At 72.1% G+C, this 24600-nt stretch carries 20 protein-coding genes and 1 pseudogene; 13 read left to right on the top strand and 8 right to left on the bottom strand.

The features are described 5' to 3' along the window. Positions 1-166: 166 nt before the first annotated feature. The gene (locus AB0O40_RS08145; protein WP_365036897.1) at positions 167-1369 is read left to right on the top strand and encodes an AfsR/SARP family transcriptional regulator; all 1203 of its coding nucleotides are present in this window, start codon (positions 167-169) and stop codon (positions 1367-1369) included. Positions 1370-1568: 199 nt separating this feature from the next. Here the strand turns inward: AB0O40_RS08145 and AB0O40_RS08150 are convergent, their stop codons facing one another. The 4 genes from AB0O40_RS08150 to AB0O40_RS08165 form a co-directional block, all read right to left on the bottom strand. Next, positions 1569-2411 (bottom strand): AfsR/SARP family transcriptional regulator, encoded by an 843-nt coding sequence (locus AB0O40_RS08150; protein WP_365036899.1) that lies wholly within the window; start codon positions 2409-2411, stop codon positions 1569-1571. A gap of 385 nt (positions 2412-2796) precedes the next feature. After that, the gene (locus tag AB0O40_RS08155) at positions 2797-3447 is read right to left on the bottom strand and encodes a ScbR family autoregulator-binding transcription factor (RefSeq protein ID WP_365036901.1); all 651 of its coding nucleotides are present in this window, start codon (positions 3445-3447) and stop codon (positions 2797-2799) included. An 11-nt stretch (positions 3448-3458) separates the two neighbouring features. Further along, positions 3459-5051, bottom strand: a complete 1593-nt coding sequence (locus AB0O40_RS08160; protein ID WP_365036903.1) for an acyl-CoA carboxylase subunit beta — start codon at positions 5049-5051, stop codon at positions 3459-3461. A 129-nt stretch (positions 5052-5180) separates the two neighbouring features. Further along, positions 5181-5387: an acyl-CoA carboxylase subunit epsilon gene (locus AB0O40_RS08165; RefSeq protein WP_365036905.1), complete on the bottom strand. Its 207-nt coding sequence runs from the start codon at positions 5385-5387 to the stop codon at positions 5181-5183. 330 nt (positions 5388-5717) lie between these two features. Between AB0O40_RS08165 and AB0O40_RS08170 the strand changes: the two genes are divergently transcribed. The 3 genes from AB0O40_RS08170 to AB0O40_RS08180 all read left to right on the top strand — a co-directional run bounded on the left by AB0O40_RS08170 (position 5718) and on the right by AB0O40_RS08180 (position 9374). Beyond that, positions 5718-6701, top strand: a complete 984-nt coding sequence (locus AB0O40_RS08170; protein WP_365036907.1) for a ScbA/BarX family gamma-butyrolactone biosynthesis protein — start codon at positions 5718-5720, stop codon at positions 6699-6701. Between the two features lie 239 nt (positions 6702-6940). After that, positions 6941-7639: a ScbR family autoregulator-binding transcription factor gene (locus AB0O40_RS08175; RefSeq protein WP_365036909.1), complete on the top strand. Its 699-nt coding sequence runs from the start codon at positions 6941-6943 to the stop codon at positions 7637-7639. A gap of 253 nt (positions 7640-7892) precedes the next feature. Next, a complete protein-coding gene (locus AB0O40_RS08180) occupies positions 7893-9374 on the top strand; it encodes a multicopper oxidase domain-containing protein (RefSeq protein WP_365036911.1) in 1482 nt (493 codons plus the stop codon). Between the two features lie 274 nt (positions 9375-9648). Here the strand turns inward: AB0O40_RS08180 and AB0O40_RS08185 are convergent, their stop codons facing one another. The 3 genes from AB0O40_RS08185 to AB0O40_RS08195 are packed head-to-tail and all read right to left on the bottom strand — an operon-like array spanning position 9649 to position 12649. After that, positions 9649-10038, bottom strand: coding sequence for a DUF6009 family protein (locus tag AB0O40_RS08185; protein ID WP_365036913.1), 390 nt, complete (start codon positions 10036-10038; stop codon positions 9649-9651). Continuing rightward, on the bottom strand, positions 10035-11588 hold the full coding sequence (locus tag AB0O40_RS08190; protein WP_365036915.1) for a phage/plasmid primase, P4 family: 1554 nt from the start codon (positions 11586-11588) through the stop codon (positions 10035-10037). The genes AB0O40_RS08185 and AB0O40_RS08190 overlap by 4 nt, the downstream gene beginning before the upstream one ends. Next, the gene (locus AB0O40_RS08195; RefSeq protein ID WP_365036917.1) at positions 11585-12649 is read right to left on the bottom strand and encodes a bifunctional DNA primase/polymerase; all 1065 of its coding nucleotides are present in this window, start codon (positions 12647-12649) and stop codon (positions 11585-11587) included. Before AB0O40_RS08195 ends, AB0O40_RS08190 begins: the two co-directional genes overlap by 4 nt. A gap of 1090 nt (positions 12650-13739) precedes the next feature. Here AB0O40_RS08195 and AB0O40_RS08200 point away from each other — a divergent pair. From AB0O40_RS08200 to AB0O40_RS08230, 7 genes are all read left to right on the top strand, one after another. Next, the gene (locus tag AB0O40_RS08200; RefSeq protein ID WP_365036919.1) at positions 13740-14897 is read left to right on the top strand and encodes a hypothetical protein; all 1158 of its coding nucleotides are present in this window, start codon (positions 13740-13742) and stop codon (positions 14895-14897) included. Between the two features lie 94 nt (positions 14898-14991). Beyond that, positions 14992-16224 (top strand): ParA family protein, encoded by a 1233-nt coding sequence (locus AB0O40_RS08205; RefSeq protein ID WP_365036921.1) that lies wholly within the window; start codon positions 14992-14994, stop codon positions 16222-16224. After that, the gene (locus AB0O40_RS08210; protein ID WP_365036923.1) at positions 16221-17294 is read left to right on the top strand and encodes a ParB/RepB/Spo0J family partition protein; all 1074 of its coding nucleotides are present in this window, start codon (positions 16221-16223) and stop codon (positions 17292-17294) included. The genes AB0O40_RS08205 and AB0O40_RS08210 overlap by 4 nt, the downstream gene beginning before the upstream one ends. A 109-nt stretch (positions 17295-17403) precedes the next feature. Continuing rightward, a complete protein-coding gene (locus tag AB0O40_RS08215) occupies positions 17404-19668 on the top strand; it encodes a helix-turn-helix transcriptional regulator (RefSeq protein ID WP_365036925.1) in 2265 nt (754 codons plus the stop codon). 11 nt (positions 19669-19679) lie between these two features. Continuing rightward, positions 19680-20234 carry an XRE family transcriptional regulator gene (locus tag AB0O40_RS08220; protein ID WP_365036927.1) on the top strand — a complete coding sequence of 185 codons (555 nt, stop codon included), beginning with the start codon at positions 19680-19682 and terminating at the stop codon, positions 20232-20234. Positions 20235-21208: 974 nt separating this feature from the next. After that, on the top strand, positions 21209-21904 hold the full coding sequence (locus AB0O40_RS08225; RefSeq protein ID WP_365036929.1) for a hypothetical protein: 696 nt from the start codon (positions 21209-21211) through the stop codon (positions 21902-21904). 40 nt (positions 21905-21944) lie between these two features. Further along, positions 21945-22358, top strand: coding sequence for a hypothetical protein (locus AB0O40_RS08230; RefSeq protein ID WP_365036931.1), 414 nt, complete (start codon positions 21945-21947; stop codon positions 22356-22358). 60 nt (positions 22359-22418) lie between these two features. Here the strand turns inward: AB0O40_RS08230 and AB0O40_RS08235 are convergent, their stop codons facing one another. Then, positions 22419-23357, bottom strand: coding sequence for a ScbA/BarX family gamma-butyrolactone biosynthesis protein (locus AB0O40_RS08235; protein ID WP_365036933.1), 939 nt, complete (start codon positions 23355-23357; stop codon positions 22419-22421). 134 nt (positions 23358-23491) lie between these two features. On the opposite strand from AB0O40_RS08235, the gene AB0O40_RS08240 reads away from it, so the two are divergent. Beyond that, entirely contained in the window at positions 23492-24133 is a 642-nt protein-coding gene (locus tag AB0O40_RS08240; protein WP_365036935.1) for a ScbR family autoregulator-binding transcription factor, read from the top strand. A 198-nt stretch (positions 24134-24331) separates the two neighbouring features. After that, a pseudogene (locus tag AB0O40_RS08245) lies at positions 24332-24523 on the top strand (SDR family NAD(P)-dependent oxidoreductase); the annotation flags it as partial. Positions 24524-24600 lie beyond the last annotated feature (77 nt).

A 24600-nucleotide genomic window follows, 5' to 3' on the forward strand; every position in this document is an offset into this window, starting at 1 on the left:
CGAGAAATTCTCCACGAATACCTGCGAACCGCTGGGGAATCTCCCGCTCTGCCCGTCCTTGCGAGTAGTGTCCGAATACGGGAGGAAAGACTGCGGCGATTTCGGGGGGAAAGCCGAGTACGGAGCTCCGGCCGCAGACTCGTCGAATGCCCCGTGCGAGGATGAGATGGAGTTTCGGATCCTGGGGCCCGTCCAGATCTACGACGAACGCACCGATGTGCGGATCGTCCCGACGGGCGCCAAGCAGCGCGCCCTGCTGGGCGCCCTGGTCGTCAAGGCCGGCCAAGTGGTGTCCGCGGACCGGCTCGTCGACGAACTCTGGAGCGAGCACCCGCCCGCCAACGCCGCCAACGCCCTGCAGGCCCATGTCGCGCGACTGCGCCGGCTGCTGCCCGTCCAGGCCCCCGGCTCCGGCGAGGCCCACCACGAATGGCTGGTGACCCGGCCGCTGGGCTACGTCCTGCGGCTGGGCCGGGCGGGTACCGACGCCCAGCGCTTCCGGCGGCTGACCGCCGAGGGCCACACCCTGGCCGCTGACGAACCGGGCCGCGCCGCCGACGTGTTGCGCGAGGCCCTGGCCCTGTGGCGGGGGCCCGCCCTGGAGGGTTCCGAGCGCGGCACGATCTGCTCGGCCGAGGCCTCGCTGCTGGAGGAGAGCCGGCTGGTCGCCCTGGAGACCCTGTACGACGCCTGCCTGCGGGCCGGCCGGGCGGGCGAGATCACCGGCGAGCTCGAGGAGCTGACCACCCGTCACCCGCTGCGCGAGCGCTTCTACGAGCTGCTCATGACGGCGCTGTACCGGTGCGGCCGCCAGGCCGAGGCGCTCGGCGTCTACGACCGGGCCCGCCGGCGGCTGCTGCACGACCTGGGCGTGGAGCCCGGTCCGGTGCTCCGCGGCCGGATGGAGGCGATCCTGCACCACCAGGAGCCGGGCCCGGCCCGCACCGGGCAGTCGGATCTGATGTGGCCGCTGCCGGTCCTGGGCCGGACCCCGTCCTGGGCCCAGGAGGGCGCCTGGCGGGCCGGGGACGACTGGCTGTCGGTCCCCCGGCGGTCCGGCACCGCCGCCGGCGGCCTGCTGCTGCCGGCGGAGGCGTACGACGGGTACGACGCGCACGGCCCCTACGACGCCTTCGCGGCAACGGACCTGGCGGCGCTGCGCGAGCACGCCGGCCCGGCGCACCCCGAGGGCCCGGCCGCCGGGGAGCCGCGGACCGGCCCGGCCGAGGCCGCCGACGAGGCGGGCCTGCACCTGCTGCACGAGGAGATCGCCCGGCTGCGCCACCACGTGGAGCGGTTGCAGCGCGACCACGAGCTGCTGCTCGACCGCCTCGACCGGCTGACCACGGGCCGCGCCGCGGGCCAGTGACCCGGCCCGGCACCGCGTACCCGCTCCCGCTTCCCGCCCCGCCGCTCCCCCACCGGCCGGACCCGGCGGCCCGCACAGCACGACGCCCTCCCTCCCGTGACGGGAGGGAGGGCGGTCGGACGGTGCAGGGAGTGCGGGGAGTGCGGTCGGCGTCGCCGCCCCCGCGGTGAGCACGGCAGGACGGGGCCGGCCGGCCGGGTCAGTTGGCCCGGGCGACGAGCCGGGTGCCGGGCGCGGCCCCCGCGGCGGCGGCCCCGGCCGGCACCGCGGTCTCCGGGTGGGACATCAGGATCGAGCGCTGGAGCCGGCTGAGCGCCGCCGAGGGCTCCAGGCCCAGCTCCGAGACGAGCGTGGTGCGCAGCCGCTGGTAGACGTTGAGCGCCTCGCCGCGGCGGCCGGAGCGGTGCAGCGCGAGCATGAACTGGCCGTGCAGGCTCTCGTGCATCCGGTACTGGTTGACCAGGACGGTGAGCTCGGACAGCAGCTCGCGGTGCCGGCCCAGCCGCAGGTCGGCCTCGATGCGCTGGTCCAGCGCGCACAGCCGGGCCTCTTCGAGGCGCTTGCACTCCATCTCGATCTGGCTGCCGGCCTGGACGTCGGTGAGCGCGGGGCCGGTCCACAGGGACAGGGCGTCGGCCAGCCGGCGCGCCGCACCGGTGAAGTCCTCGGCGTCCATGGCCCGGTAGCCGCCGCCGGCGCGGCGCTCGAACTCCCGGTAGTCCACGGTGCCGCCACGGGTCTCCAGGCGGTAGCCGCCCGGCAGGGTCACGAGGATGTCCTTGGCGGTGCAGCGCTCGTTCTCGCCGTGCGTCAGCGCCTCGGCGATCAGCTCGCGGAGCTGGAGCACGTACGTCTGCAGGGTGGTGCGGGCACTGCGCGGCGGGGTGGAGCCCCACAGCTCCTCGATCAGCATGGCCACCGGGACCACCTGATCCGCGTGGAGTGCCAGGAGGGCCAGCACCTGCCTTGGCTTGGGTGCGGTCGGGGCGATCGACACCCCGTTCTCACGCACGGACAGTGCGCCCAGCGTCTGGATCTCCACGATTCCCCCAAAAGTTGCCCACAGGGCCGGTTCCCGGCCTGCGTTCTCACCTGCCGGGGTCCGGCGCGCGGCTACAACCGGACCCCCTGATAAAAAAACAGCACAGTCGGTTTGTCAACACCAAGGGGGTTCCTAGGCGCAGCCTAGGGCTGTTTTTGGCCATCCCCAGCTGCAGTCGAGCGACCCCCAAGCGAGCGTGATTCCGCTGGCCAGGCGCTGTGCAGAGGCTCTGTACACGCCACCGACCAGGGAAGAGGCGGATTGAGACGGCCTGAACCCGATCCCGGTCGTACACAAAAAACCCGGCCCCCGCGGTGCGGCGGGGGCCGGGGCAACTCCGGTTGCCCGTACGGGAGAACGTACCGGCAAGGCCAACCTGACGTACTCAGGAAGGGTTTAACAAACCGATCGGACCGTTTAATAGTGCAGTGCCTTCCGCTTCCAGCCGGGGCAGCAGCTGCTCCGCGGCCAGCATCGGCAGCATCAGCCGCCAGAAGGCCTCCACGGTGCCGGCGGCCAGCCAGGAGGCGTCCCGGTTGCCCAGCACCTCGAAACCGACCGTCGCGGCCACCACCGCGGTCACCGCCCCCTCAGGGGCCACGCCGGGTGCCAGCTCCCGCTCCTGGCAGGCCTTCTCCAGCAGGGCCGCGACCCAGCCCCGCCAGTGCGCCCGCAGGTCGGTGCGCGGCGGCCGGGCCGGCTCCCCGCTGAGGTCGAAGCCGGCCCGCAGCACCACGTCCTCGCGCAGCCCGCGGGCCAGCCCGTGGGTGGCGTCGACGAGGTGCTGGAGCCGGCCCGGGCCGTCCGCCGACGGCCGGTCGGTCAGGATCCGCAGCCGCAGGAGCGCGGCCTCCTCCACGGCATCGGCCAGGGCCGCCTTGCTGGCGAAGTGGAAGTGCAGTGCGCCGTTGCTCACCCCGGCCTGTGTGCTGATCGTGGTGAGCGACGCGACCGTGAACCCTTCGCGGTCGAAGATCTCGGCCGCGGATCTGATCAGGGTTTCCCGGGTCCGCACCGCACGTTCCTGCCTGGCCATCAGCGCTCCGTCTACTGCGGTGGGTTGCCGTGCTTGCGGGACGGGACGTCGGCGTGCTTGCTGCGGAGCATCGTGAGGGAGCGGATCAGCACCTCGCGGGTCTCGGCGGGGTCGATGACGTCGTCGACCAGACCGCGCTCGGCCGCGTAGTACGGGTGCATCAGCTCGGCCTTGTACTCCTTGACCATGCGCGCCCGCATGACCTCGGGGTCGTCGGCCTCGGCGATCTGGCGCCGGAAGATGACGTTGGCGGCGCCCTCGGCGCCCATGACGGCGATCTCGTTGGTGGGCCAGGCGTAGGTGAGGTCCGCACCGATGGACTGCGAGTCCATGACGATGTAGGCGCCGCCGTAGGCCTTGCGCAGGATCAGCGAGATCCGCGGCACGGTCGCGTTGCAGTAGGCGTAGAGCAGCTTCGCGCCGTGCCGGATGATCCCGCCGTGCTCCTGGTCCACACCCGGCAGGAAGCCCGGCACGTCCAGCAGCGTGATGATCGGGATGTTGAAGGCGTCGCACATCTGCACGAACCGCGCGGCCTTCTCCGACGCCTCGATGTCCAGGACGCCGGCCATCGCCAGCGGCTGGTTGGCGACGATGCCTACCACCTGGCCGTTGAGCCGGGCCAGGGCGCAGATGATGTTGCGCGCCCAGCGCTCGTGGACCTCCAGGTACTCGCCGTCGTCGACGAGCTCCTCGATGACCTTCACCATGTCGTACGGGCGGTTGCCGTCGGCCGGGACCAGGTCGAGCAGGACCTCCGAGCGCCGCGTCTGCGGGTCGGTGCACGGCTCGCAGGGCGGGTACTCCCGGTTGTTCTGCGGCAGCATCGACAGCAGGTAGCGGACCTCGGCGAGGCAGGTCTCCTCGTCGTCGTACGCGAAGTGCGCCACGCCCGAGGTGCCGGCGTGCACGTCCGCGCCGCCGAGGCCGTTCTGCGAGATCTCCTCACCCGTCACCGCCCGGACCACGTCCGGACCGGTGATGAACATCTGCGAGGTGTCCCGCACCATGAAGATGAAGTCCGTCAGCGCGGGGCTGTACGCGGCGCCGCCGGCACACGGACCCAGCATCACCGAGATCTGCGGGATCACACCCGAAGCCCTCGTGTTGCGCTGGAAGATGCCGCCGTACCCCGCGAGCGCCGAGACGCCCTCCTGGATACGGGCACCGGCGCCGTCGTTCAGCGACACCAGCGGAGCACCGGCCGCGATGGCCATGTCCATGATCTTGTGGATCTTCGTCGCGTGGGCCTCGCCCAGCGCGCCGCCGAAGATCCGGAAGTCGTGCGCGTAGACGAAGACCGTCCGGCCCTCGACCGTGCCCCACCCCGTGATCACACCGTCGGTGTAGGGCTTCTTGTTCTCGAGGCCGAAGCCGGTCGCCCGGTGCCGGCGCAGCTGCTCGACCTCCTGGAACGTCCCGGGGTCCAGCAGCAGGTCGATGCGCTCGCGAGCGGTCAGCTTGCCCTTGGCGTGCTGCGCCTGGGTCGCCTTCTCGCTCGGGCCGCTGACGGCCTGCGCCCGGACCGCGTGGAGTTCGGCCACACGCCCGTGCGCGTCCGCCGCCTCCGCAGAGGCCCGGGGAATGTCATCCACAACAGTCACGACGCGTCCCTCCCTCATAGGTGTGGCCCGAACGTTGGCTTCACCGTAACAAACCGCCGTGACGGTTTGTAGAGACGGGAGGCGCGGCGCACACACGAATCAGCCATGGTCAAAAGCCTGTTGGGGGTATTACCGCCAGCTGTACGGAGAGCGGTAGCCCAAGCTGCTCTTCTCCGGTTGCCACAGCGGCGTCTCGGGCGACCCCTCGTCGCCCTCCTCGGCGTCCCGCCCGGCGATCACCGAGCACAGCACGAGGGTGACCGCGGCCAGCTCCTCGTCGCTGGCCGACCCACGCTCGATCTTGAGCTCGAGCACTCCGGTGTCCGAATCGCTCATGCACCCTCCTCAGGCCTTGGGCAACCGTCTGCCACCCGCCTATAGGTCGGCTTCGGTATCACTTGAGATCCGCATGGGCGTACGAGGGAGCCACTGACGCCGGCGCCGGCGGGGGCGCCCAGGAAGGCGAACCACCGGTTCCGGCGGGCCCGTTCCCGGAATCCAAAATTCCAGATATGTCCCCTACCGGAGGATTGGGTTCCCCTAGAGCTTAAACCGGTTGGTATGTATCTTTTCGATTCCGGACGCCCCGACCGTCCGTTCTGCACCAGATCTCGTCAGCAACGCCCAGGGGGAGCAATGACTGCGAGTGCATTTCGTCTTGAGCACGTGCCCATCGGCCTCGAGCGGGAGAGAGCGGCGTGCGGGGGTGGTACCGCCCCGGCCCCGCGCCGGGCGGCGGCCCGCCCCCTCACCCGGACCTCCACGGTCGCCAAGGAGCTGGTCCACCGGGCCGCGGTGGCCGAGGTCCTGCTGACCGACTGGCAGCGGGTGGACGACACCCACTTCACCGTCGCCGCCCAATGGCCCCGCAGCCACAGCTTCTTCACTCCGATCGACGGCGAGTATCACGATCCGTTGATGGCCGCGGAAACAATCCGGCAGGTCGGTTCTCTTTTGGCCCATGCCGAGTTCGGAGTGCCGTTCGACCATCACTTCCTGTTGTGGGACCTCGCCCTGACGGTCCGTCCGGATCAGCTCCGGATCCGCCAGACGCCGGCCTCGCTCCACCTCGAGATCACCTGTACCGAGGTCAAGCGCCGGGGCGGCGTACTGACCGGTCTGCGCTACGAGGCCCGGGTGCTGCGCGAGGGCCACGAAGTCGCCACCGGCGGCCTCTCGTACACCTGCGCCGGTCCGGCGGTCTACCGCCGGGTCCGCCCCGACCGGGCCCTCAGCGGCGAGGTGCGCGCCCTGCCGCTGACCGCCCCGGCGGCGCCCCAGAGCGTCGGCCGGACCTCTCCGGTGGACGTGGTGCTCTCGCCCGACGGCCGCCCCGGCCGCTGGCGGCTGCGCGTGGACACCCGCCACCCGGTCCTCTTCGACCACCCGGTCGACCACGTCCCGGGCATGGTCCTGCTGGAAGCCGCCCGCCAGGCGGCCGCCGCGGCCCTGGGCCGCAGCACCTTCCTGCCGCTCTCCTTCGACAACCGCTTCACCCGCTACGCCGAGCTGGACGTGCCCTGCGTCATCGAGGCGCACCGGCTCTATCCGGCCACCCCGGGCGCCGCCGCCGCGGTGGAGGTGACGGGGCATCAGGACGGCGCCCTCGTCTTCAGCTCCACGGTCACCGCGGCCGCCGGCGGCGAGTGAGGCGGACCCCGCTCCAGAGGAACGGCCCGGCGCCCGTGCGGCCGGGCCGTTCCTGCGTCTGCGCGGCTTTCCGGCCACCGGGACGGCCCGGAGGGCACTTTCCGATCAGCGGATATCCGCCTTTCCAGGCTTCAACGTCTTGGCTGGACGGTCACCCGCTGTAAGATACGAACTAGACGGTTTGTCTATGAGATGCGCACGGAGCCTTTCCGGGGTTCGTCGACCAAGTGGAGGGCATCATGGCCGAGCAGGAGCGAGCCATCCGAACCCGCCGCGCCATCCTGCTGGCCGCGGCCAAGGTCTTCGAGGAGCGCGGCTACCAGACGGCGACGATCTCGGAGATCCTTTCGACCGCCGGCGTCACCAAGGGCGCGCTGTACTTCCACTTCCAGTCGAAGGACGACCTCGCCCAGGGCGTGCTCGCCGCGCAGAACCAGAACCTGGTCATCCCCGAGCGCGCCTCCAAGGTCCAGGAGATCGTGGACATCGTCCTGCTCCACACCTACCGCCTGCAGACCGACCCCATGGTCCGCGCCGGCGTCCGCCTGACCATGGACCACCAGGCCCAGGGCCTGGACCGCAGCGGCCCCTTCACCAGCTGGGGCGACATGGTGCGCGAGCGCCTGGAGAAGGCCCAGGCCCAGGGCGAGCTGCTGCCCCACGTCAACGCCGCCGAGACCGCCGACATCGTCGTCGGCTCCTACGCCGGCATCCAGGCCATGTCCCAGGCGCTGAGCGACTACCGCGACCTGGTCGAGCGGGCCAACGCCCTGCTGCGCCACCTGCTGCCCAGCGTCGTGCTCTCCTCGGTACTCACCTCCGTCGACCTCGCCGAGGACCGCGGGGCCCGGGTGTACGCCGAGTCCGCGCAGCGCTCCGCGGAGCTCGCCGAGTCCGCCGAGTCCGCCGAGGCGGCCTCTGCGGGCCTGCCGGCCTGACCGGTCCCCGGCGCACCGCACTCCTCTTGCGTTCCGCTCGGGGCGGTTTCGGCATGCCCGGGAAACATACCGGGACACCCGTTTTTTGCCATGATCACGTGGGCTGATCCGGCCTGCCGGTTCCCGCCAATCCGGCGCCTGGACGAGACCGCGTCCGACCTTGGACCGCCGCTCTAGGTGGGTCTGCTCTAGTACGGCCTGCCCGCCGTCACCGATCGGCAGGGCTCCCCGCCCACCTCCGAGGGAGACGGCCATGCCCACCCGACGTACCGTTCTCAGCGCCGCCGCCGTGACGGCCGGCACCGTTGCCTTCACCGGCGTCGCGCTGAAGCCGATGCTGGACCGCCCCGACGGCAAGGCCCCGGCCGACGTCCCGGTCGCCGACGCCGTGAGCGCCAACGCGATCGCGATCGAGAAGTTCAAGCTCGCCATGCCGGTGCCGCCGACCCTGACCCCGTACTCCACCTTCGACGGGGTGGACCGGTACGTGATGACGATGCGCAAGGCGAAGAAGGAGATCATCCCGGGCATCCAGACGGACGTCCTGACCTACAACGGCCAGTTCCCGGGCCCGGTCATCCGCGCCAAGCAGAACCGCGCCGTCCAGGTCCTGCAGTTCAACGGGCTGGACGACCCCACCTCGGTGCACCTGCACGGCGGCTCGGTCACCCCGGAGAACGACGGCGGCCCGATGGACACCATCGCCCCGAGCGACTTCCGGTTCTACGACTACCCGAACAAGCAGTCGCACGCCTCGCTGTGGTTCCACGACCACGCCCACCACGTCGAGTCGGAGCACGTCTACCGCGGCCTGACCGGCACCTACCTGCTGACCGACGAGGTCGAGCAGGCCCTGCCGCTCCCGTCGGGCCAGTACGACATACCGATCCAGATACGCGACGCCGCCTTCGACGACGCCGGCCAGCTGGTCTACAAGATGAACGACTTCCGCGGCCGCCAGACCGTCCTGGCCAACGGCAAGGCGTACCCGTACTTCCAGGTCGCCGCCCGCAAGTACCGCTTCCGCATCGTGGACTCCTCGAACCTGCGGTCCTTCACCCTCCAGCTGGCGGACCACAGCGAGATCATCCAGATCGGCTCGGACGGCGGCCTGCTGACCAAGCCCTTCCCGACGAACTCCATCCCGCTCTCCCCCGGCGAGCGCGCGGACATCGTCATCGACTTCTCGCGCTACCCGGTCGGCAGCTCGGTCGTCCTGGAGAACACCAACCTGGGCGGCGGCACCGCCGACACCCTGGGCCAGGTGCTCCGCTTCGACATCGTGCGCACCGCCTCGGACAGCAGCTCGGTCCCGGCCACCCTGCGCACCCTGCCCGCCCTGCCGACGCCCACCGCGCAGCGCACGATCGAGATGCGGATGGACGAGTCGGGCGCCCCGGACGCCCCGGCCTACATCGACAACAAGGTCTACGACCCCAACCGCATCGACCAGTCCGTGAAGTACGGGGCGAGCGAGGTGTGGACGATCAAGAACGTCAACACCTTCCTGCCGCACAACTTCCACATGCACCTGGTGCAGTTCCGGATCCTGTCCCGCAACGGCCAGGCCCCGGGCCCCGCCGAGGCCGGCCTCAAGGACACCGTGTGGCTGATGCCCGGCGACGAGGTCAAGGTCCAGGCGACCTTCGACACGTACAAGGGCACGTACCTGTACCACTGCCACCTGCTCGACCACTCGGCCATGGGCATGATGGCGACCTACAAGATCAGCTGACCACCCGCGGGTGCCGTCCCGGCGGGGGGCGGCATCCGGTCACGGGGCCCGGGGCGCTGAGGGGCGCTCCGGGCCCTTCGGGCTTCCGAAGCCCCACACGGCCCCCTGAGGCTCCAGCAGCCCCTCCGGGACCAGAACGACCGAGGAGCCCCCTGCGGCCCCCAGAGAAGCCTCTGGGGGCCGCAGGGGGCTCCTTGCGTCGACAGCGACCGAAGCGACTGCGGATGCCGCTTACGCATCGCGCACAGCGCGCTACAGCCCGGGGAAGGTCCCGCTACGGCAGCAGCTCGCCCACGGCGGAGGACATCGGCCCGCCCTCGGAGCGCTCGGTCTTGCGGCCCTTGCTGCCCGGCGCCAGCGTGCGCGCGTCCACGGCCTCGGCCGGGGCGCCCGAGGCGTACAGGCCGTCCGGCTCGCTGTCCCGGTCGTGCGGCAGCAGCCAGAAGACCCGCCGCCGGAAGGTCCCCGAGGAGCGCGAGGGCTTGGCCCCCGGCCCCAGCTGCGCGTACCCGACCATCCGGCCGTCGCGGTGGTACGCGGGCTTGCCCCGCCGCGTCGGCAGCCGGTCCAGGCTCTGGCGGACGTAGTCGAGCCGGCTGATGTCCTCGAGCCAGACGAGGTCGATCTCGTGAACGATCTCGTCCTCGCCGATGAGGGCGCTCATGCTGTCTCCTCGTGCGCGAGCAGGCCGATGCCCGGGTAGTACTTGCGCTGGTTGGACAGGATCATCTCCTTGGGAGACGCCATGCCCACCACCTCGCGGACACGTGCCGCGAAGGCCCGGGAGGAAATCGCCGGGGCGCCTTCATTCTGGCACCAGGTGCGGTAGGCAGCGTAGAGCTGTGCCTGCTCGGCCCGCAGATCGGGCTCCAGCCGGCAGGTCTCCCCGATGAAACGCCCGGTGTGGTCCTCGGTCTCGGCGTACGCGGTGGTCGCGATGCGCACCCGCTCGGGCCCGGTGAGGTCCTTGTCGCCGCCCAGGTAGCGGCGGGCGCCCTGGATCAGCCAGTTGAGGATGCCCGGGCCCTCCTCGGTCACCAGGATGTCCGCCAGGTTGTCGATCTTGCGGTCGTCGGAGACCACCCGCTCGAACGGGATCAGCCGCATGCGCCGCCAGAAGGCGAAGCCGCCGGTGCCCACCTCGGGCCGGTGGTTGCCCAGCAGCCACAGCTTGTGGGTCGGTTCGAAGCTGAAGAAGTCCTGCCGCATCCGCCGGGCCTTGATCCGGTCGCCACCGGTGAGCAGCTTGACCCGCGCCTCGTCGAACCGGTCCCCCGGCTTGACCTCGCTGCACACGATGACCCGGCGGCCGTGCAGCTCGGCCAGGTCGGTCGGGTGCCCCTCGTAGGGCCGGGCCATCAGGAACCCGGGCGGCGCGGCGTCGGCGTAGTCGCCCAGCAGCTTGATCAGGACGTCCAGCAGGACGGACTTGCCGTTCTTGCCGGAGCCGAACAGGAACGGCATCACCTGCGCGCCGACGTCACCGGTCACGGAGTAGCCCAGCAGCAGCTGGAGGAAGCCGATCATCTCGGCGCCCTCGACGCCCTCCCCGAAGGTGTCGGTCAGGAAGCGGTTCCAGCGCGGCGTCGGCATCGGCTGGGGCGCGGCCGTGGTCGACCGGGAGTGGAAGTCCTTGGTCGGCTCCGGCGGCCGGATGCTGCCCGAGCGCAGGTCGACGATGCCGGCCGGGGTGCACAGCGCGTACGGGTCGGCGTCCAGCCGGGCCGCGTTGAGCACCATGCCGGGGGCCGACTTGGCCTGGATGAGCATGGCGTTGATGCCGCTGGTGCTCAGGGCCCGGCGGCGGTGCTGCTGGAGTGCGGCGGGCGTGTGCATCCCGCGCGGGTCGGTGGTGGCGATCGACTCGGCCAGGTCCCCCGCGGCCCACAGGACGGTGTCGTCCTCGTCGATCTGCCAGCGGGTGCTGTCCCAGCGGTACCAGCCGAGCCCGGGCACGTGCCGGTAGTCGTTGGAGTACAGCTTCACGAACAGCTTGGCGTTGCCGCGGTCGGTGAGGGTGTCGGGCAGCAGCCCGTCCGCGGTGACCTCCGCGACCGGCGGGTGGCCCGGTAGCGGCGCCTCGGCGGGGGCGCCCTGGACGCCCTGGGGCGGCACCGTGGCCGCCTGGGCCAGGATCTGCGCCGCGACGGCCTGGGCGTCGAACCCGATCAGCGCCTCGTCCTCGACGAGGCTGCGGTCCCGCTCCGCGCTCACAGCCGGCCCCCCGGGGTCAGCGGACGGTGCGAGCCCGCACTCAGGCCGCTGCGGATGATGGCGCCGCACCGGCGCTCCTGTCCCGGCCGGGCGTGCTCGGCCGCGTCCCGCAGCGCCCGCTCGGCCGCGTCGGCGCTGAGCAGCCCCGCGGCGACCAGCCCGCCCGCGGTGTAGGCGGCGCGGTTGAGCTTCTCCGAGAAGGCCGCCCCCTCGGGCACGGCGGCGCAGGCCGCCACCTCGGCCAGGACCGTGGTCAGGGTCCTTCCGACGATGCCGCGGCCGCCGGCGGCGGCCACCACGGCCTGCTGGGCCCGCGGCGGGACCGGTCGGGGCGCGGGCACGTGCGCGGGCGGCAGGTGCCCGGTGCGCTCCAGCTCCCTGGCGAGCCAGGCGGGCAGCGGAGCGGGCTCCCGGACGGCCCCCACGGGCTCGTAGACGCCCGCGTCGGTGACGGTGCCCGGCGCGACGATGTAGCCGCCGTGCGCACGTACGTCGACCTGCCAGGCCAGCGCACGACCGGTGCCGGACCCGGTGGAGCACTGCCAGCGGTGGCTGCGGTGCGCCCGGTACCAGACGTGCAGGCCCCCGGAGGGCGTGCGCACCCGCAGGGTCCCGCTGTCGTGCGCGGGGCTCTGCTCGCCCCGCAGAGCGGCCAGCACGCCGATGGTGTGGAATCCGTTGGCCAGCCCCGTGAGGTCGACGCTGTCGGCCACCGGGATGCCCGGAAGGAGCCGGTCCCGGCTGGGCAGCGGCTGCTCGTGCGCGTCGATGTCGATCACGACCAGGCCGGCGGGCCCGCAGGAGATCCCGACGCCGAGGGAGGGGTGGGACCCCCACCACTGGGCCAGGCGCGCGAAGTCGAGGGTGGCCGCGTGGAACCCGTGGCACCAGCGACCGGCCCGCAGGCAGGCGCAGTCCTTGTAGGTGTGACCGGGCGCCCGGCAGGCCTCGCAGTTCCCGGCGGGGGTCTTGCGCCCCGCCGCGAGCGGGTGCACGGGCCAGCCCTTGCTGGCACACCAGCGGGCGGTCGCCAGGGCGCGCCCCGGCTCGGAATGGGTCATTCCGGGCGTGGGCGGCACTGAGTCGCTGCGTGATTCCCGCAGCTCAGAACCCATGCCCATCCCCCGTCAGCGACCCAAGCGACTCAACGACGGACATACATTAGCGAAGGTCAGTGACAGAAGAGAGCACCTGGCGCCACAAGAACCACATCGTCCCCGCAGCGACTCAGCGACTGAAACAACCCGACCCCAGCGACCGAAGCCCGTTGAGTCGCTCTCACAGTAGCTGCTTAAAACCGCAGGTCAGGGTGGTTTCCGTAACCCAAATAGCGACTCAAGCGACTCAGCGACTGAATATATGACGCGCACAGGCGCACGCGCACACACGTGCGTTGGCCTTCATATACCCGAACCTTCAGTCGCTTCAGTCGCTAATCACCCCTGACACCACCTCTGACCTGGGCTTTCTCCAAAACCCAGCCAGCTACCCAAGAACCCTTCAGTCGCTTTTCTTCAGTCGCTGCCCCCGGGCGAGCCCCCAAAGACCCCCCGGACGGCCCTCGGCGGGGCAGCGACCGAGCGACCGAAGACCCCCGGCAGCGACTCAAGCGATCCAGCACCACACATGTAGCTGGCCTGGAGTCGTAGTACGAAAAGTGGCCGGTTCAGTCGCTTCGGTCGCTGCCCGCCCGCTTCCCGCAGGTCAGCGCACCCCCACCGGCCCCGTGGGTCGCTGGGTCCTCAGACGCTGCGCCCGCTTGCCGGGGCCCGCCGGCACGGGGATCGCGCGCTGCGGGAAAAAACTTCTTCCCACCGGTCACATCCGGCGAACCCGTTCCGTCAGTGCAGTGAAGCGACCGAAGCGGCCCGGGAGACCGGGCGGCACCCGGAGCGGCGACCCGCTCCCCCAAGACGCCGGCCGGCATCCCACGTCCCCCGCGGGTGCCGGCCGGCTTTGCGTTGCGGGGTCGCTCTACCCGGACGGGGAGCAGGCGGGTCGGCGTCCCCCGGCCCCAGGGTGAACGCATGTCAATCATGGCAGCTCAGCGCCGTTTTTCGTAGGACGGAACGCACAGTTCGCGAGGCTTGTCCGGTGCGTCCCCCGGCTCCCAGAATCTCCCTCGTCCGTCATTCGGAGACAGGGGGAACGATGACGATCGATCACGACGCGGTGCTGCGGGCCCGGGTGCTGCTGCTGGGGTCCGGCCTGCCGAGCCAGGCCGAGCTGGTGGGCGCGTACCGGGTGCTCGCCGAGGTCAGCCCGAAGGCCTACGGGCCCAAGCTCGTCGAGGGGCTGCTCCGGCTGCGCGCCCAGAGCCGGGACCCGCACGTGGACGTGGCGCTGGCGGCCGAGGCCGTCCGGGCCGCCCGCCGGCTCGACGCCGGGGTGCGGGACCGGGCCCAGCGACTGTGCGGGGCGCTGACTGCCCACCAGGACTCCTTGTTCGCCCTGGGCCGCAGGGCGGAGGCGCGGGCACTGTGCGAGGAACTGGCCGCGGCCGGGGCCCACGAGCCCTTGGTGATCGCACTGGCCGAGGAAGGGCGCTTCGAGGAGGCGGCGGAACTCGACGCGCAGGCGGCCCGGGACGACTCGTTCGAGGCCCGGGTGCGGTGGGCGGCGAACCTGGAGGGCGCCGGCCGGCACGAGGAGGCGGCTGCGGTCCTCCGCGACCACCTCGACGCGACCCGGCGGGAGGCGGCCGTCCAGCAGGCCCCCTTGGCCCCGCTCGCCTGGCAGTTGGTGCACTTCTCCCGCATGCGGGAGGCCGCCGCGGACAGGACCGGCGCCGCAGCCGCCCGCAAGGAGGCCCTGGACGTCCTGGCGGAGCTGGCGGCCACCGGCGAACCCAAGCCGTGGGGCGGCCTCCTGGAGTACTGGCGGACCCTCTTCGTCCTGTCGGGACGGGCGGCCGAACCCGCCGCGACCCCCGGGGCCCCGATGCCGGCGTTCGGGACCGGACTGCGGTGGTCCAACGCGGCCCGGGCCGGCTTCGTCGCGCAGCTGCCGGAGCTCGAAGCGCGGGCGGCGCGCCTGCGCGAGAGCGAGCGGGTGCCCGAACTGCTCGACCTCCTCCGCCGGATCGCCGTCCGGCTGGCCGTCTGCCACGGGGACCACCCCCACCGGTTCGAGGAGCGGTTCGGGCCCCTCTTCGAGGAGGGCGTGGCACTGGCCCGGCGGCTGCCCGACGCCCCGGCACTCCTGGAGCGGGCCCTGACGGACCGCTCGACGTACCTGGTCGCGGCGGGCTCCTTCGGGCCCGCGCAGGCCGACTTGGCCGAGGCGACCGCTCTCCTGACGGCGGGCTGATCGGGCCACGCCGAGACGGGACATCAAGCATTCCGTTAGCAAGATTGCGTGTCCTGGCCCCAAGCACCCGTCCGGCGTTAGTAAAGTCCCTTCCATGACTTCGCCCTCGTCTCCCACCGACCGCGACAAGGTGGTCTCGAAGCTCCCCCCGTGGCTGCGCCAGGAGTTGAAGATCCGCACGGCGCAGCTGCGGGTGGACATCCAGGACGCCGTCCACCAGGGCATCGCCGACTGGAGCGCCCTGGCCTCGGCCCCCTCCCCCGTCGACACCTCCGGTGCCGAGTCCTTCTCCACCTGGCTGCCCGCCGGCCAGTGGGACTCCTTCCGGGCCACCGCCAAGGACCGCGGCGTTTCCCTCATCCAGGGGCTCGCCCAGTCCGTCCAGTTGTGGCTGGAGAAGAACCCGGCCCCCACCGTCCAGCGACCCGCCGTCGTCCGCCGCATCGTCGTCTGCAACCAGAAGGGCGGCGTCGGCAAGACCGCCATCACCGCGGGCACCGCCGAGGCCCTGGCCGAGGACCCCAACGCCCTGCACCCGGTCAGGATCGCCCGGCAGCTGGCCCTCCTCACCGAGGACGACCCGGCCGTCGACCGGGAGAACCTGCCCGGCCTCGGACTGCGGGTCCTGCTCGTGGACTTCGACCCCCAGGGCCACCTCACCAAGCAGCTCGGCCAGCAGCCCATGCCCATCGGCGGGGACAGCCTCACCTGCCACATGGCGGGCGAGGGCAAGGGCCCGCTCCAGGACATCGTGGTCCCCATCCCCGACCCGCGCTTCGGGGACCGCCTGCACCTGCTGCCCTCCTGCACCGACGCGTTCCTGCTGGACGTCCGGCTCTCCACGGTCCGGGCCCGCGAGGCCGCCCTCGAACGGGCCCTCGCCCCGCTGGAGTCGGAGTACGACGTCATCCTCGTCGACTGCCCGCCCAGCCTCGGGCTCAGCATGGACGCGGCCATCTACTACGGCCGCCGCCGCCCCGCCGAGGAGCCCGGTGCCTCCGGCGCGCTCATCGTGGTCCAGGCGGAGGACTCCTCCGCCGACGCCTACGACCTCCTCACCTCCCAGATCAACGACCTGCGCGACGACCTCAGCCTGGACATCGACTACCTCGGGCTGGTGGTCAACCTCTACGACGGCCGGCGCGGCTTCATCGCCACCTCCTCCCTCCAGGCCTGGATGGACATAAAGGATCCGCGGGTGGTCGCGGTCGTCCCCGACCTCAAGGAACAGCGCGAGGCGGTCCGCATGAAGCAGCCCCTCTTCGTCTACGCACCCAAGGGCGACCAGGCCGTCGTGCTCCGCGCCCTCGCCAGGGAGATCTCATGAGCAAGGCAGACAAGCTCGGTGTCTCGGCCTCCTTCGCCCGCGCGCAGCCGGTGACCGTCAGCTCCCGCCGGGCCGCCATCGCCGAGGCCACCGGGGCACCCACCTCGGGCATCACCCCGCCCTCCGAGGTCCCCATCGAAGCCCTCACCCACAACCCCTTCAACCTCCGCGAGGAGCTGACCGAGCTCGAGGAGCTCGCCGAGTCGCTGAAGGTCCGGGGCCAGCTCCAGCCGCTGGCGGTCGCCACCCGGATGGCCTTCATGGAGGCCCACCCCGGACAGAACGACGGCCTCGGGCGCGCCCCGTACGTGGTGATCGACGGCAACCGCCGGCTGGCCGCGGCCCGCCTCGCCGGGCTCACCACGATGCACATCCACGTCAACGACGCGCTGTCCGCGAGCGCGGCCGACATCCTCGAGTCCGCGCTGATCGCCAACATCCACCGGGCTGATGTGGCCCCGCTGGACCAGGCCCGCGCCCTCCAGGAGCTCGTGGACGCGCACGGCTCCCAGGCCAAGGTCGCCAAGCGGCTGGGCAAGACCCCCGCCTGGGTCTCCCAGCGGCTGGCCCTGCTCAACCTGACCGCCCCGCTCCAGGAGAAGGTCGAGTCGGGCGAGCTGAAGGTCGAGCCGGCCCGCCGGATCGGCCGCCTCCCCCAGGAGGCCCAGGAGGCCGCGGCCGAGGAAGCGGTCACCGCCACCCAGCCGCCCCGCCAGCGCACCCGCCCCCCGGCCGACACCGTTAACGCCGTTAACGCCCCGACGCCGGACCCCGCCCCCGAGCCCCCGACCGTTAACGCCGTTAACGCCGACGCCCCGGCGGCGCCCCCCGCGCCCCAGACCGCCAACGCTCCGAGGGCAGAACCCTCGACCGTTAACGGCGTTAACGCTCCGGCGGCGGAAGCCCCGACCATTAACGGCGTTAACGCTCCGACGGACCGGACGCCCGCGCCCCGCAGGCTCACCCTCCCGGCCGGGACCCCCGACGAGCTCGCGGACGCCCTCGCCCGGGAGCTCTCCCCCGACGAGCTGGCCGCCCTGGCCGAGCTCCTGGTGGCCCGGCTGGGCTGATCCGCGGGCTGATCCGGCACGGGGACCGTTAACGCCGTTAACGGTCCCCGCCGCGACCCTGTGTGTTTCGAGTGCGATCACACGTGCGATCGGGACTAGGGTGACGGACGTGCACGAACAGGAACAGCTCTTCGCGGCCGTGGACGCCCTCCTGGCGGAGGCCGCCGCCCAGGACGCCCTCCCCCACCCCGACGAGCGCAAGCGCCTGCGCGAGGCCGCCGGGCTCAGCCAGGACCAGATCGCCAAGGCCCTGTCCGTCCGCCGCGAGACCGTCACCTCCTGGGAAACCGGCCGCACCGACCCCCGCCCCCCCAAACGAGCCGCCTACGCCCGCCTCCTGGAAGGCCTCACCGCCCTCCACCCCGTTAACGCCGTTAACGCTCCGCCCGCCGAGCCGACCCCGGAGGCAACTCCAGCCCCGCCGGCGTTCGAGGCGCGGGGTCCGGGGCGGAGCCCCGAAAGCCCGGCGCGGAGCGCCGGGGCGGGGTCCGGGGCGGCAGCACCCGGTTTCGGGAAGGGGCGGGGAGGGGATCCAGCTCCGCGCAGCGGCCCCCCCACGACCGTTAACGCCGTTAACGCCGCCGAGCCCACGCCGGCGCCGGCGCCACCGCAAACGCCGCCGACCGTTAACGCCGTTAACGCCCCGGCCCCGGCCCCGGCCGACCAAGCCCAAGCCCAAGGGCAAAGCCAAGGGCACGGCCAAGCCACCCCCCCCACCCCCCTAGTGGTCCTGGACGGCACCAAAACCGCCCACGCCCCCGCCGGCCTCCTCCTCGACTGCCCGGCCAAAACCCTCCCCGCCCTCCTCGACTGGGCCCTCGCAGAAGCCCTCGGCGCACCCCGGCTCCACAAGAACGGCAAGGACGCCGACCCCCTCCTCGTCCTCACCGCAGAGGCCGTGGCCCGCTTCGGCCTCCCCCCGCAGCTCGAGGACCGCCGGTCCCTGCGCCTGGCCGACACCCACCCCGTCGTCAAGGCCCTCACCAAGGCCGGCTGGAAGCTCACCCGCCGTGGCTTCGGCCCCTGGCCCCGGATCTACCGTCCGATGGCCCCCGGCGCCCCCGGACGGGCCTGCGTCCAGCTCGCGGTGCTCCCCTGGGGCGCCCTGGACGCCCGCGCCTGGGGCGACACCGCCACCCTGCCCGCCCCCGAGATCGCCCGGGTCCTCGGCACGTACGCGGCCCGGGTCCTGACCCCCCGCGGCTCCACCGCGGTCTCCGGGCTCGAGCTGATGACCTCGCTGCGCCCGCCCACCCGCGCGCTGCGCCAGGACAACCCCGACGGCACCAGCAGCTGGGTCTCCGCCCCGGTCCCCGGCTCCCTGACCGTCCCCGTCGACCCCGCTCCCCCGGAGGCCCCCGACGAGCACCCGGTCGTCACGGCCCGGTACCCGCGCGCCCACCAGCGCACCCCCGACGAGGTGCTGGACGAGGAGGCGTACGACTGGATCCGGGACCCCGAGCTCCTCACCGACGAGGAGTGCGCCCGCAGCCACGCCGTCGGCATCGACGTCAACATGGCCTTCGCCGCCGCCGCCAACCGGCTGACCATCGGCCTGGGCCCCGCCACCCACACCACCTCCCCGGCCTTCGACCCCAAGCAGCCCGGCTGCTGGCTGGCCGACCTGTCCGGCATCGAGCTGGACCCCCGGCTGCCCAGCCCCTTCACCCCGCACGGGGCCCGTCCCCAGGGCCCGGCCTGGTACGCCACGCCGACGCTGGCGTACGCGGCCGAGCTGGGCCACCGGGTCCAGCCCCTGGAGGCGTACCTGCGCAGCGACCCGGCCGCCTACCTGGACCCCTGGTACGCCCGGCTGCGGGACGCCTACCTCGCCACCATGGCCGACCTCGGCGTCACCAAGGACCTCACCGAGGAGCAGTTCCTCGCCGCCATGGCCGACCACAAGGCCCAGGACGCCCCGCTGGCCGCCGTGCTCTCCGCCGTCAAGGCCACCGTCAAGGGCGGCATCGGCAAGCTCCGCGAGCGCCCCCAGGGCCTCGGCTACCGGCACGGCGACCGCTGGCCCGCCCTGGAGCGCCCCACCTGGCGCCCCGACATCCGCGCCGCCGTGATCGCCACCGCCCGGGTCAACATGCACCGCAAGATGCTCAAGCTGGCCGGCACCGGCCGGTACCCGATCGCCGTCCTCTCCGACTGCGCGGTGTACCTGTCCGACGGCCCCGGCCCGCTCGACTTCCTCCCCCGTACCCCCGAGGGCAAGCCGCTGCCCGGCGGCTTCCGGCTCGGCGTCAGCCCCGGCATGGTCAAGCACGAGGGCACCCAGCCCCTCCTGTGGGCCGTGCAGATGCTCGACGAGGGACAGAACCCCGCCCGCCACATCAAGGGCCACGACGCGGCCGCCGACGGAGAGTAAGAGCCCCGCCCATGTCAGAGATCAGCGACGGCCTCGCCCGCGCCGACGAGCAGCACTTCACCCGCCCCGCCCCCAAGACCGCGGGCGCCCGGATGCGCTTCCTGGTCAAGCAGCTGCGCTCCACCCGGGCCACGGCCGCCCTGCTGGGCATCTCCCAGCGCACCGTCGAGCGGTACGTGAAGGACCAGATCCGCAGCCCCCGCCCCGAACTGGCCGGCCGCCTCGAGGACGAGGTACGCCGCCGCTGGCAGCCGCTGGTGCGCAAGCGGGCCCGGGACCGGGCCGCCCGGCAGACCGGGGTGGTCATCGAGACCCGGGCCCGGTTCGGCTTCACCGCCGCCCCGGGCACCAGCGACGACGGCCGGATGCGCCGCATCACCCAGCACCTGCCCCCCGAGTACGCGGGCCGGCTCTTCGCCGCCCAGGAGCAGGGTGCCCCCGAGAGCACCCTGCGCCGCATCGCAGCCGAAGGCCTCCAGGAGCTCTACTTCAAGGACCACGGCACCCGCGCCGCCGGCCTGACCGTCGAGTTCTCCGACATCGACTACGTCCTCTTCGACTTCTGACCCGCCCCGGCCCCTGGGACCGTTAACGGCGTTAACGCTCCCGGACCGTTAACGCCGTTAACGCCCAGCCCGGCCACCCCGGGGAGCACTCCCCCACCGGCCCGACCGTTAACGGCGTTAACGCCCAACCAGCACTCGCCCCCGCTCCGCCCCGCGTTCTGGCGGGTACCCGGCCGCGGACCGTACGTCCCAGGGGCGCCGCCCCTGGACCCCGCCAGCGCCTGGCCGCGCTGGACCGGCCGTCGCCGGGGGCTGCGCGCCCCCGGACCCCCCGCCAGGCGCTCGGCGCCCTGGACCCGCCCACCCCTCGCGCCCTGCGGCGCCTCCCTGACGGTCGGCGCCGCACCGGTCGGGCGCGGGCGCCCTCCCTGGGCACGAGGGACCGGCGAACAGCAGGAACCCATGCCGTCGACGGCTGAGCCGGGAGACCGCGCCGGCACACCCGCCCGCGGCCCGGCGGGGGCGGGCGTGCGTCACCTCGGGTCGTCGGGATGTGCGCCGGCCGGGATCCCTCGTTCAGGTACAAGCTCGGGCTCCGCCTCCCGATCCGCGACACCCGCCCGCCGTGCGCTCTTTAGTAAGAGGCGCGCCGCGAAAAACCGCCTCTGACCTGCGGTTTCTTCCGGCGCATGTTGTCCCCCAGAGCACATCCGGACCCTCCGGATGTGTCACTAGAGAGCACATCTCGCCGATAACTCCACAACTACTTGATTTCCGGGGCCTGTTCGCTCACGCGTCAAAAATCCATCGAGCATGGACTTCATGTGCCTGAAAACGACAGAAGTCAACTGGGGTTTGATTCCTTGTGTCGCGTGAAGCGCACATCGAGCTTCCGCGCGCGGAGCCCGTGATCGCCTCGATCAGCCTCCTGACGGCACCCCGACACGGTTCATGGCGCGTCGCAGGGCCCAATACGCAAGCACACGTTGATTTTCCGGCTACTGTCGTGATCGCCAGCACACCAAGGAGGCCATGTGCCCGCTGATCTGCCCACCCGTCAGAGACGACAGGCTGGGCTGCCCCGATCCGTCCCCACGGCCGTGGGCACGGACGCCGAGTACGGCGACATCCTCGACGTCCTCGGCCGGCAACTCGGGCAGACGGTGGCCGCCGCCACCGACCCCGACGGCCGCCGCCGGCTCACCGGCATCCACCTCGAGTACGCGGCCGATCCGCGCGCCGTCCACGACATGGCGGGCGAGTCCGGCTACAGCCTCTCCAGCAACTGGTTCACCCAGCTGCTCGCCCAGCTCGCCGTCGCCAACTCCATCACCAAGTCGCAGCTGTGCGTCTTCCTGTACGTGGCCGCCGGCCAGGTGCCGGGCACCGGCCTGACGGCCTACACCCAGCAGGAGATCACCGACGGACTGAACCGAATCGCCGTGCAGAAGGGCGGCAAGAAGATCACCCGCTCCACCGTCAACCGGGCCGTGCAGGCCCTGTGCGGCTACAACTGGGTGGAGAAGGCGGGGCCCGGCCGGATCAGGATCAACGTCCGCCTGTGGTTCCAGGGCAACAGCACCGCCCAGCACGAGGTCCTGGCAGAGTTCGCCACCGCGCACGACCACGACCCGGAGGCGTTCCCCTATACGGTCGGACCGCGCGAGGCCCACCAGCCCGAACTGGACCTCGACTTCGGTTCCGTCCTCCCGAGGAAGCGGACCGGGTGATACTGCTCCTGCCGGCTACGGCCACGAGGAAGGAACGCCGATGGCCAACGTGATGTCCCCGATCGTCGCGGAACGCATCTGGGCCCTGCCGCTGTCGGGGAGCGCGGTGAAGTTCCTCCAGTACCTCGTCTCCCGCAGCGAGTTCGGCGGCCAGCTGCCGGTCCGGCAGAAGGACATGGCCGCCGAGTACAACGTCACGCCCCAGGCCGTGAGCAACCTGATGGCCCCGCTGTGCCGCCTCAACATCGTGCTCCGGCCGCGCAACGGCGGCCGCAACGGCAACAGCTACCGGCTGCACCCGCTGGCCGCGAAGTACCAGAGCCCCGAGGACATGGACGCCGCCTTCCGGGAGGCGCTGACCCGCATCCAGGCCGGCGAGCTGCCCAACCTGAAGCTTCCCAGCTACGCGCAGGCGCCCCCGGCCCCCGGCGCCCCCCGCCTGCACGTCGCCTGAGGCCCGCGGGCACGCACGTCCCCGGGAGGCCCGCCACCGCCGTGGCGGGCCCCCGCGTCCTCAGCCGCGGCGCGGCACCGTGGTCACCGTCGCTCTCATCACCGGCCGCCCGTCCTGCGCGGCCGTCACCTGCACCTGCACCTGCCCGTTGCGGTCCGGGCGGCCCGGCTGGGCCGCGACCGTGCACGGCAGGTCGAACTCCACGTACCGGTAGAACTCCGTGTCGAACTCCACGGCCTCCACCGGGTGCGCCACCGAGGCCTGGGCCGCCTGGGCCGCCGCCTCCAGCAGGACCATCCCCGGCACGTGGTCGTGCGGGTGGTCGAAGAGCACGCCGTGTTCCACGTCCACCCGCAGCAGCCACTCCAGGGCCGTCCCGGTGGGCGTCAGGACCACGTCCCGCGCGTCGCTGCGGCCCACCACGGCCGGCGAGACCGGCGCGGTCAGCGGCAGCGCCCGGGCGAAGGCCGCCTGGGCGTCGGCGTACCGGGCGCGCAGCCGGTCGTACACCACCGGCGGGTGCGTCGTGTAGTGCACCTCGGCGCTCCCGACGTGCATCCCCTCGCGCAGCGCCTCGATCCGCGAGGTGAGGTGGACCGAGCCCATCCGGCGGCGCCGGACGACCGGGTGCGTGATCAGCAAGGTGACGTTTTCGGACTCCGCGCCGCCTCCTAAGGAGGCCGGGTTGACCCAGGAGCGGATGTGCTCCCAGCCCAGCCGATGGCCGAGAGGGATCTTGTGTGCGTCGTGGGTGAGCAGTGCGAGGGCCTGGCGCAGGCTCTCCGTGAAGAGGAGGGGTCTGTGCCTACCCTCCTCGGTGTAGAAAGAATGCCGGCGGGGCCATCTGACGATGACCCGCTGTGTCGTGTCGGACAGTTCGTCCCAGCCGACCACCAGGGCCTCGTCCTGCCTGGCCTTGCGGACCAGGGACGGGACGTCCGGCTCTGTGGTACGGGTGGGGTGGGTGGTGCGGTCGAGATGGATCGTGCCAAGTGTCATGACGGGTTTTCCCCCCTGCAGGGCATGACGGAATCGGGCCACGAGCGGTGTGTCAGCCTCGCTCCCCCGAATAAAATAAAGAACAATTTTCTTTTGGTGAAGACTTCTCAGGTGAAGACTGGGGTGAGCAGCACATGACCGGGCGGGTTGTGAAGCAGGAGCGGGCCGAGCGCACGCGGGCGGCCGTCATGAAGGCGGCGGCGGAGGTGTTCGGCGAGAACGGGTTCGCGGGCACCAGCGTCCAGAAGATCGCGGACCGGGCGGGGGTGACACTGGGCGCGGTCTACTTCCACTTCCGCAACAAGGAGGAGCTGGCCCGCGGGATCGTCGCCGCACAGCCGGAGCTGGTGGTGCCGCCGCATGATTCGGAAGGGCTCCAGCACGCCGTCGACGTGACGCTGACCTGGGCCTATCAGCTGCTGGAGAGTCCCGTCCTGCGGGCCGGGGCCCGACTGGTCTGGGAGCAGGAGAAGTTCACGCCGGCCGAGGAGAACTCCCACCAGCAGTGGACCGAGCTGATCATCAGCGACCTCTCGCACGCCCGCGCCAAGCGCGAGCTGAAGTCCTCGGCCGACGTGGTGGCGCTGGCCCGGCTGGTGGTCAACGCCTGTACCGGCGCGCAGATGCACTCCTTCATCGAGACGGCCCACGCCGACCTGCCGGAGCGGGTCGAGGAGATGTGGCGCTGCCTGCTGCCGTCCGTGGCGGTGCCCAGCGCCGTCAAACGGATCGAGCTCGGGGAGGCCAGGGCCCGTGGACCACGGCAGCCCGCCTGACACCACGGGAGAGGACCACTCGAGTCTCGGTGTACCGCCACTAGGTAGAACGCTTGTTCGCGGGGGCCACGCGTCGTCCCAAGTGCCGGAAGGAAACCGAATCCGATGTCCCAGAGCCAGCGACCGCTCCACGAGACGGAAGCGCACCACCACGAAAGACCCCTCCGCACCACGGGTCTGCTGCACGATCGGACCGTGATGGTCACCGGCGCCTCCAGCGGCATCGGGGCCGCCGCGGCCCGGCTGTTCGCCGCCGAGGGCGCCGAGGTGGTGCTGATGGCACGCCGCCGCGACCGGCTGTCCGCCCTCGTGGACGAGATCCGCGCCGCGGGCGGCCGGGCCGAGGCGGCGGCCGGCGACGTCACGGACCCGCAGGACGTCGAGCGCGCGGCACCTGGTCGTCGGCCGCCGCCCAGCTGGCCGGGGCCAGGACGTGGGGGTGGTCGATGCGCAGGGCTTGCTCGCGC

The sequence above is a fragment of the Streptomyces sp. NPDC089919 genome (assembly GCF_040684615.1).
GTDB lineage: Bacteria > Actinomycetota > Actinomycetes > Streptomycetales > Streptomycetaceae > Streptomyces.

Excerpts from the sequence above, each read along its gene's own strand:
- AB0O40_RS08145 (WP_365036897.1), top strand. The coding sequence starts at position 167 with ATGGAGTTTCGGATCCTGGGGCCCGTCCAGATCTACGACGAACGCACC.
- AB0O40_RS08155 (WP_365036901.1), bottom strand. The coding sequence starts at position 3,447 with ATGGCCAGGCAGGAACGTGCGGTGCGGACCCGGGAAACCCTGATCAGA.
- AB0O40_RS08165 (WP_365036905.1), bottom strand. The coding sequence starts at position 5,387 with ATGAGCGATTCGGACACCGGAGTGCTCGAGCTCAAGATCGAGCGTGGG.
- AB0O40_RS08175 (WP_365036909.1), top strand. The coding sequence starts at position 6,941 with ATGGCCGAGCAGGAGCGAGCCATCCGAACCCGCCGCGCCATCCTGCTG.
- AB0O40_RS08180 (WP_365036911.1), top strand. The coding sequence starts at position 7,893 with ATGCCCACCCGACGTACCGTTCTCAGCGCCGCCGCCGTGACGGCCGGC.
- AB0O40_RS08185 (WP_365036913.1), bottom strand. The coding sequence starts at position 10,038 with ATGAGCGCCCTCATCGGCGAGGACGAGATCGTTCACGAGATCGACCTC.
- AB0O40_RS08195 (WP_365036917.1), bottom strand. The coding sequence starts at position 12,649 with ATGACCCATTCCGAGCCGGGGCGCGCCCTGGCGACCGCCCGCTGGTGT.
- AB0O40_RS08200 (WP_365036919.1), top strand. The coding sequence starts at position 13,740 with ATGACGATCGATCACGACGCGGTGCTGCGGGCCCGGGTGCTGCTGCTG.
- AB0O40_RS08205 (WP_365036921.1), top strand. The coding sequence starts at position 14,992 with ATGACTTCGCCCTCGTCTCCCACCGACCGCGACAAGGTGGTCTCGAAG.
- AB0O40_RS08210 (WP_365036923.1), top strand. The coding sequence starts at position 16,221 with ATGAGCAAGGCAGACAAGCTCGGTGTCTCGGCCTCCTTCGCCCGCGCG.
- AB0O40_RS08220 (WP_365036927.1), top strand. The coding sequence starts at position 19,680 with ATGTCAGAGATCAGCGACGGCCTCGCCCGCGCCGACGAGCAGCACTTC.
- AB0O40_RS08230 (WP_365036931.1), top strand. The coding sequence starts at position 21,945 with ATGGCCAACGTGATGTCCCCGATCGTCGCGGAACGCATCTGGGCCCTG.
- AB0O40_RS08235 (WP_365036933.1), bottom strand. The coding sequence starts at position 23,357 with ATGACACTTGGCACGATCCATCTCGACCGCACCACCCACCCCACCCGT.
- AB0O40_RS08240 (WP_365036935.1), top strand. The coding sequence starts at position 23,492 with ATGACCGGGCGGGTTGTGAAGCAGGAGCGGGCCGAGCGCACGCGGGCG.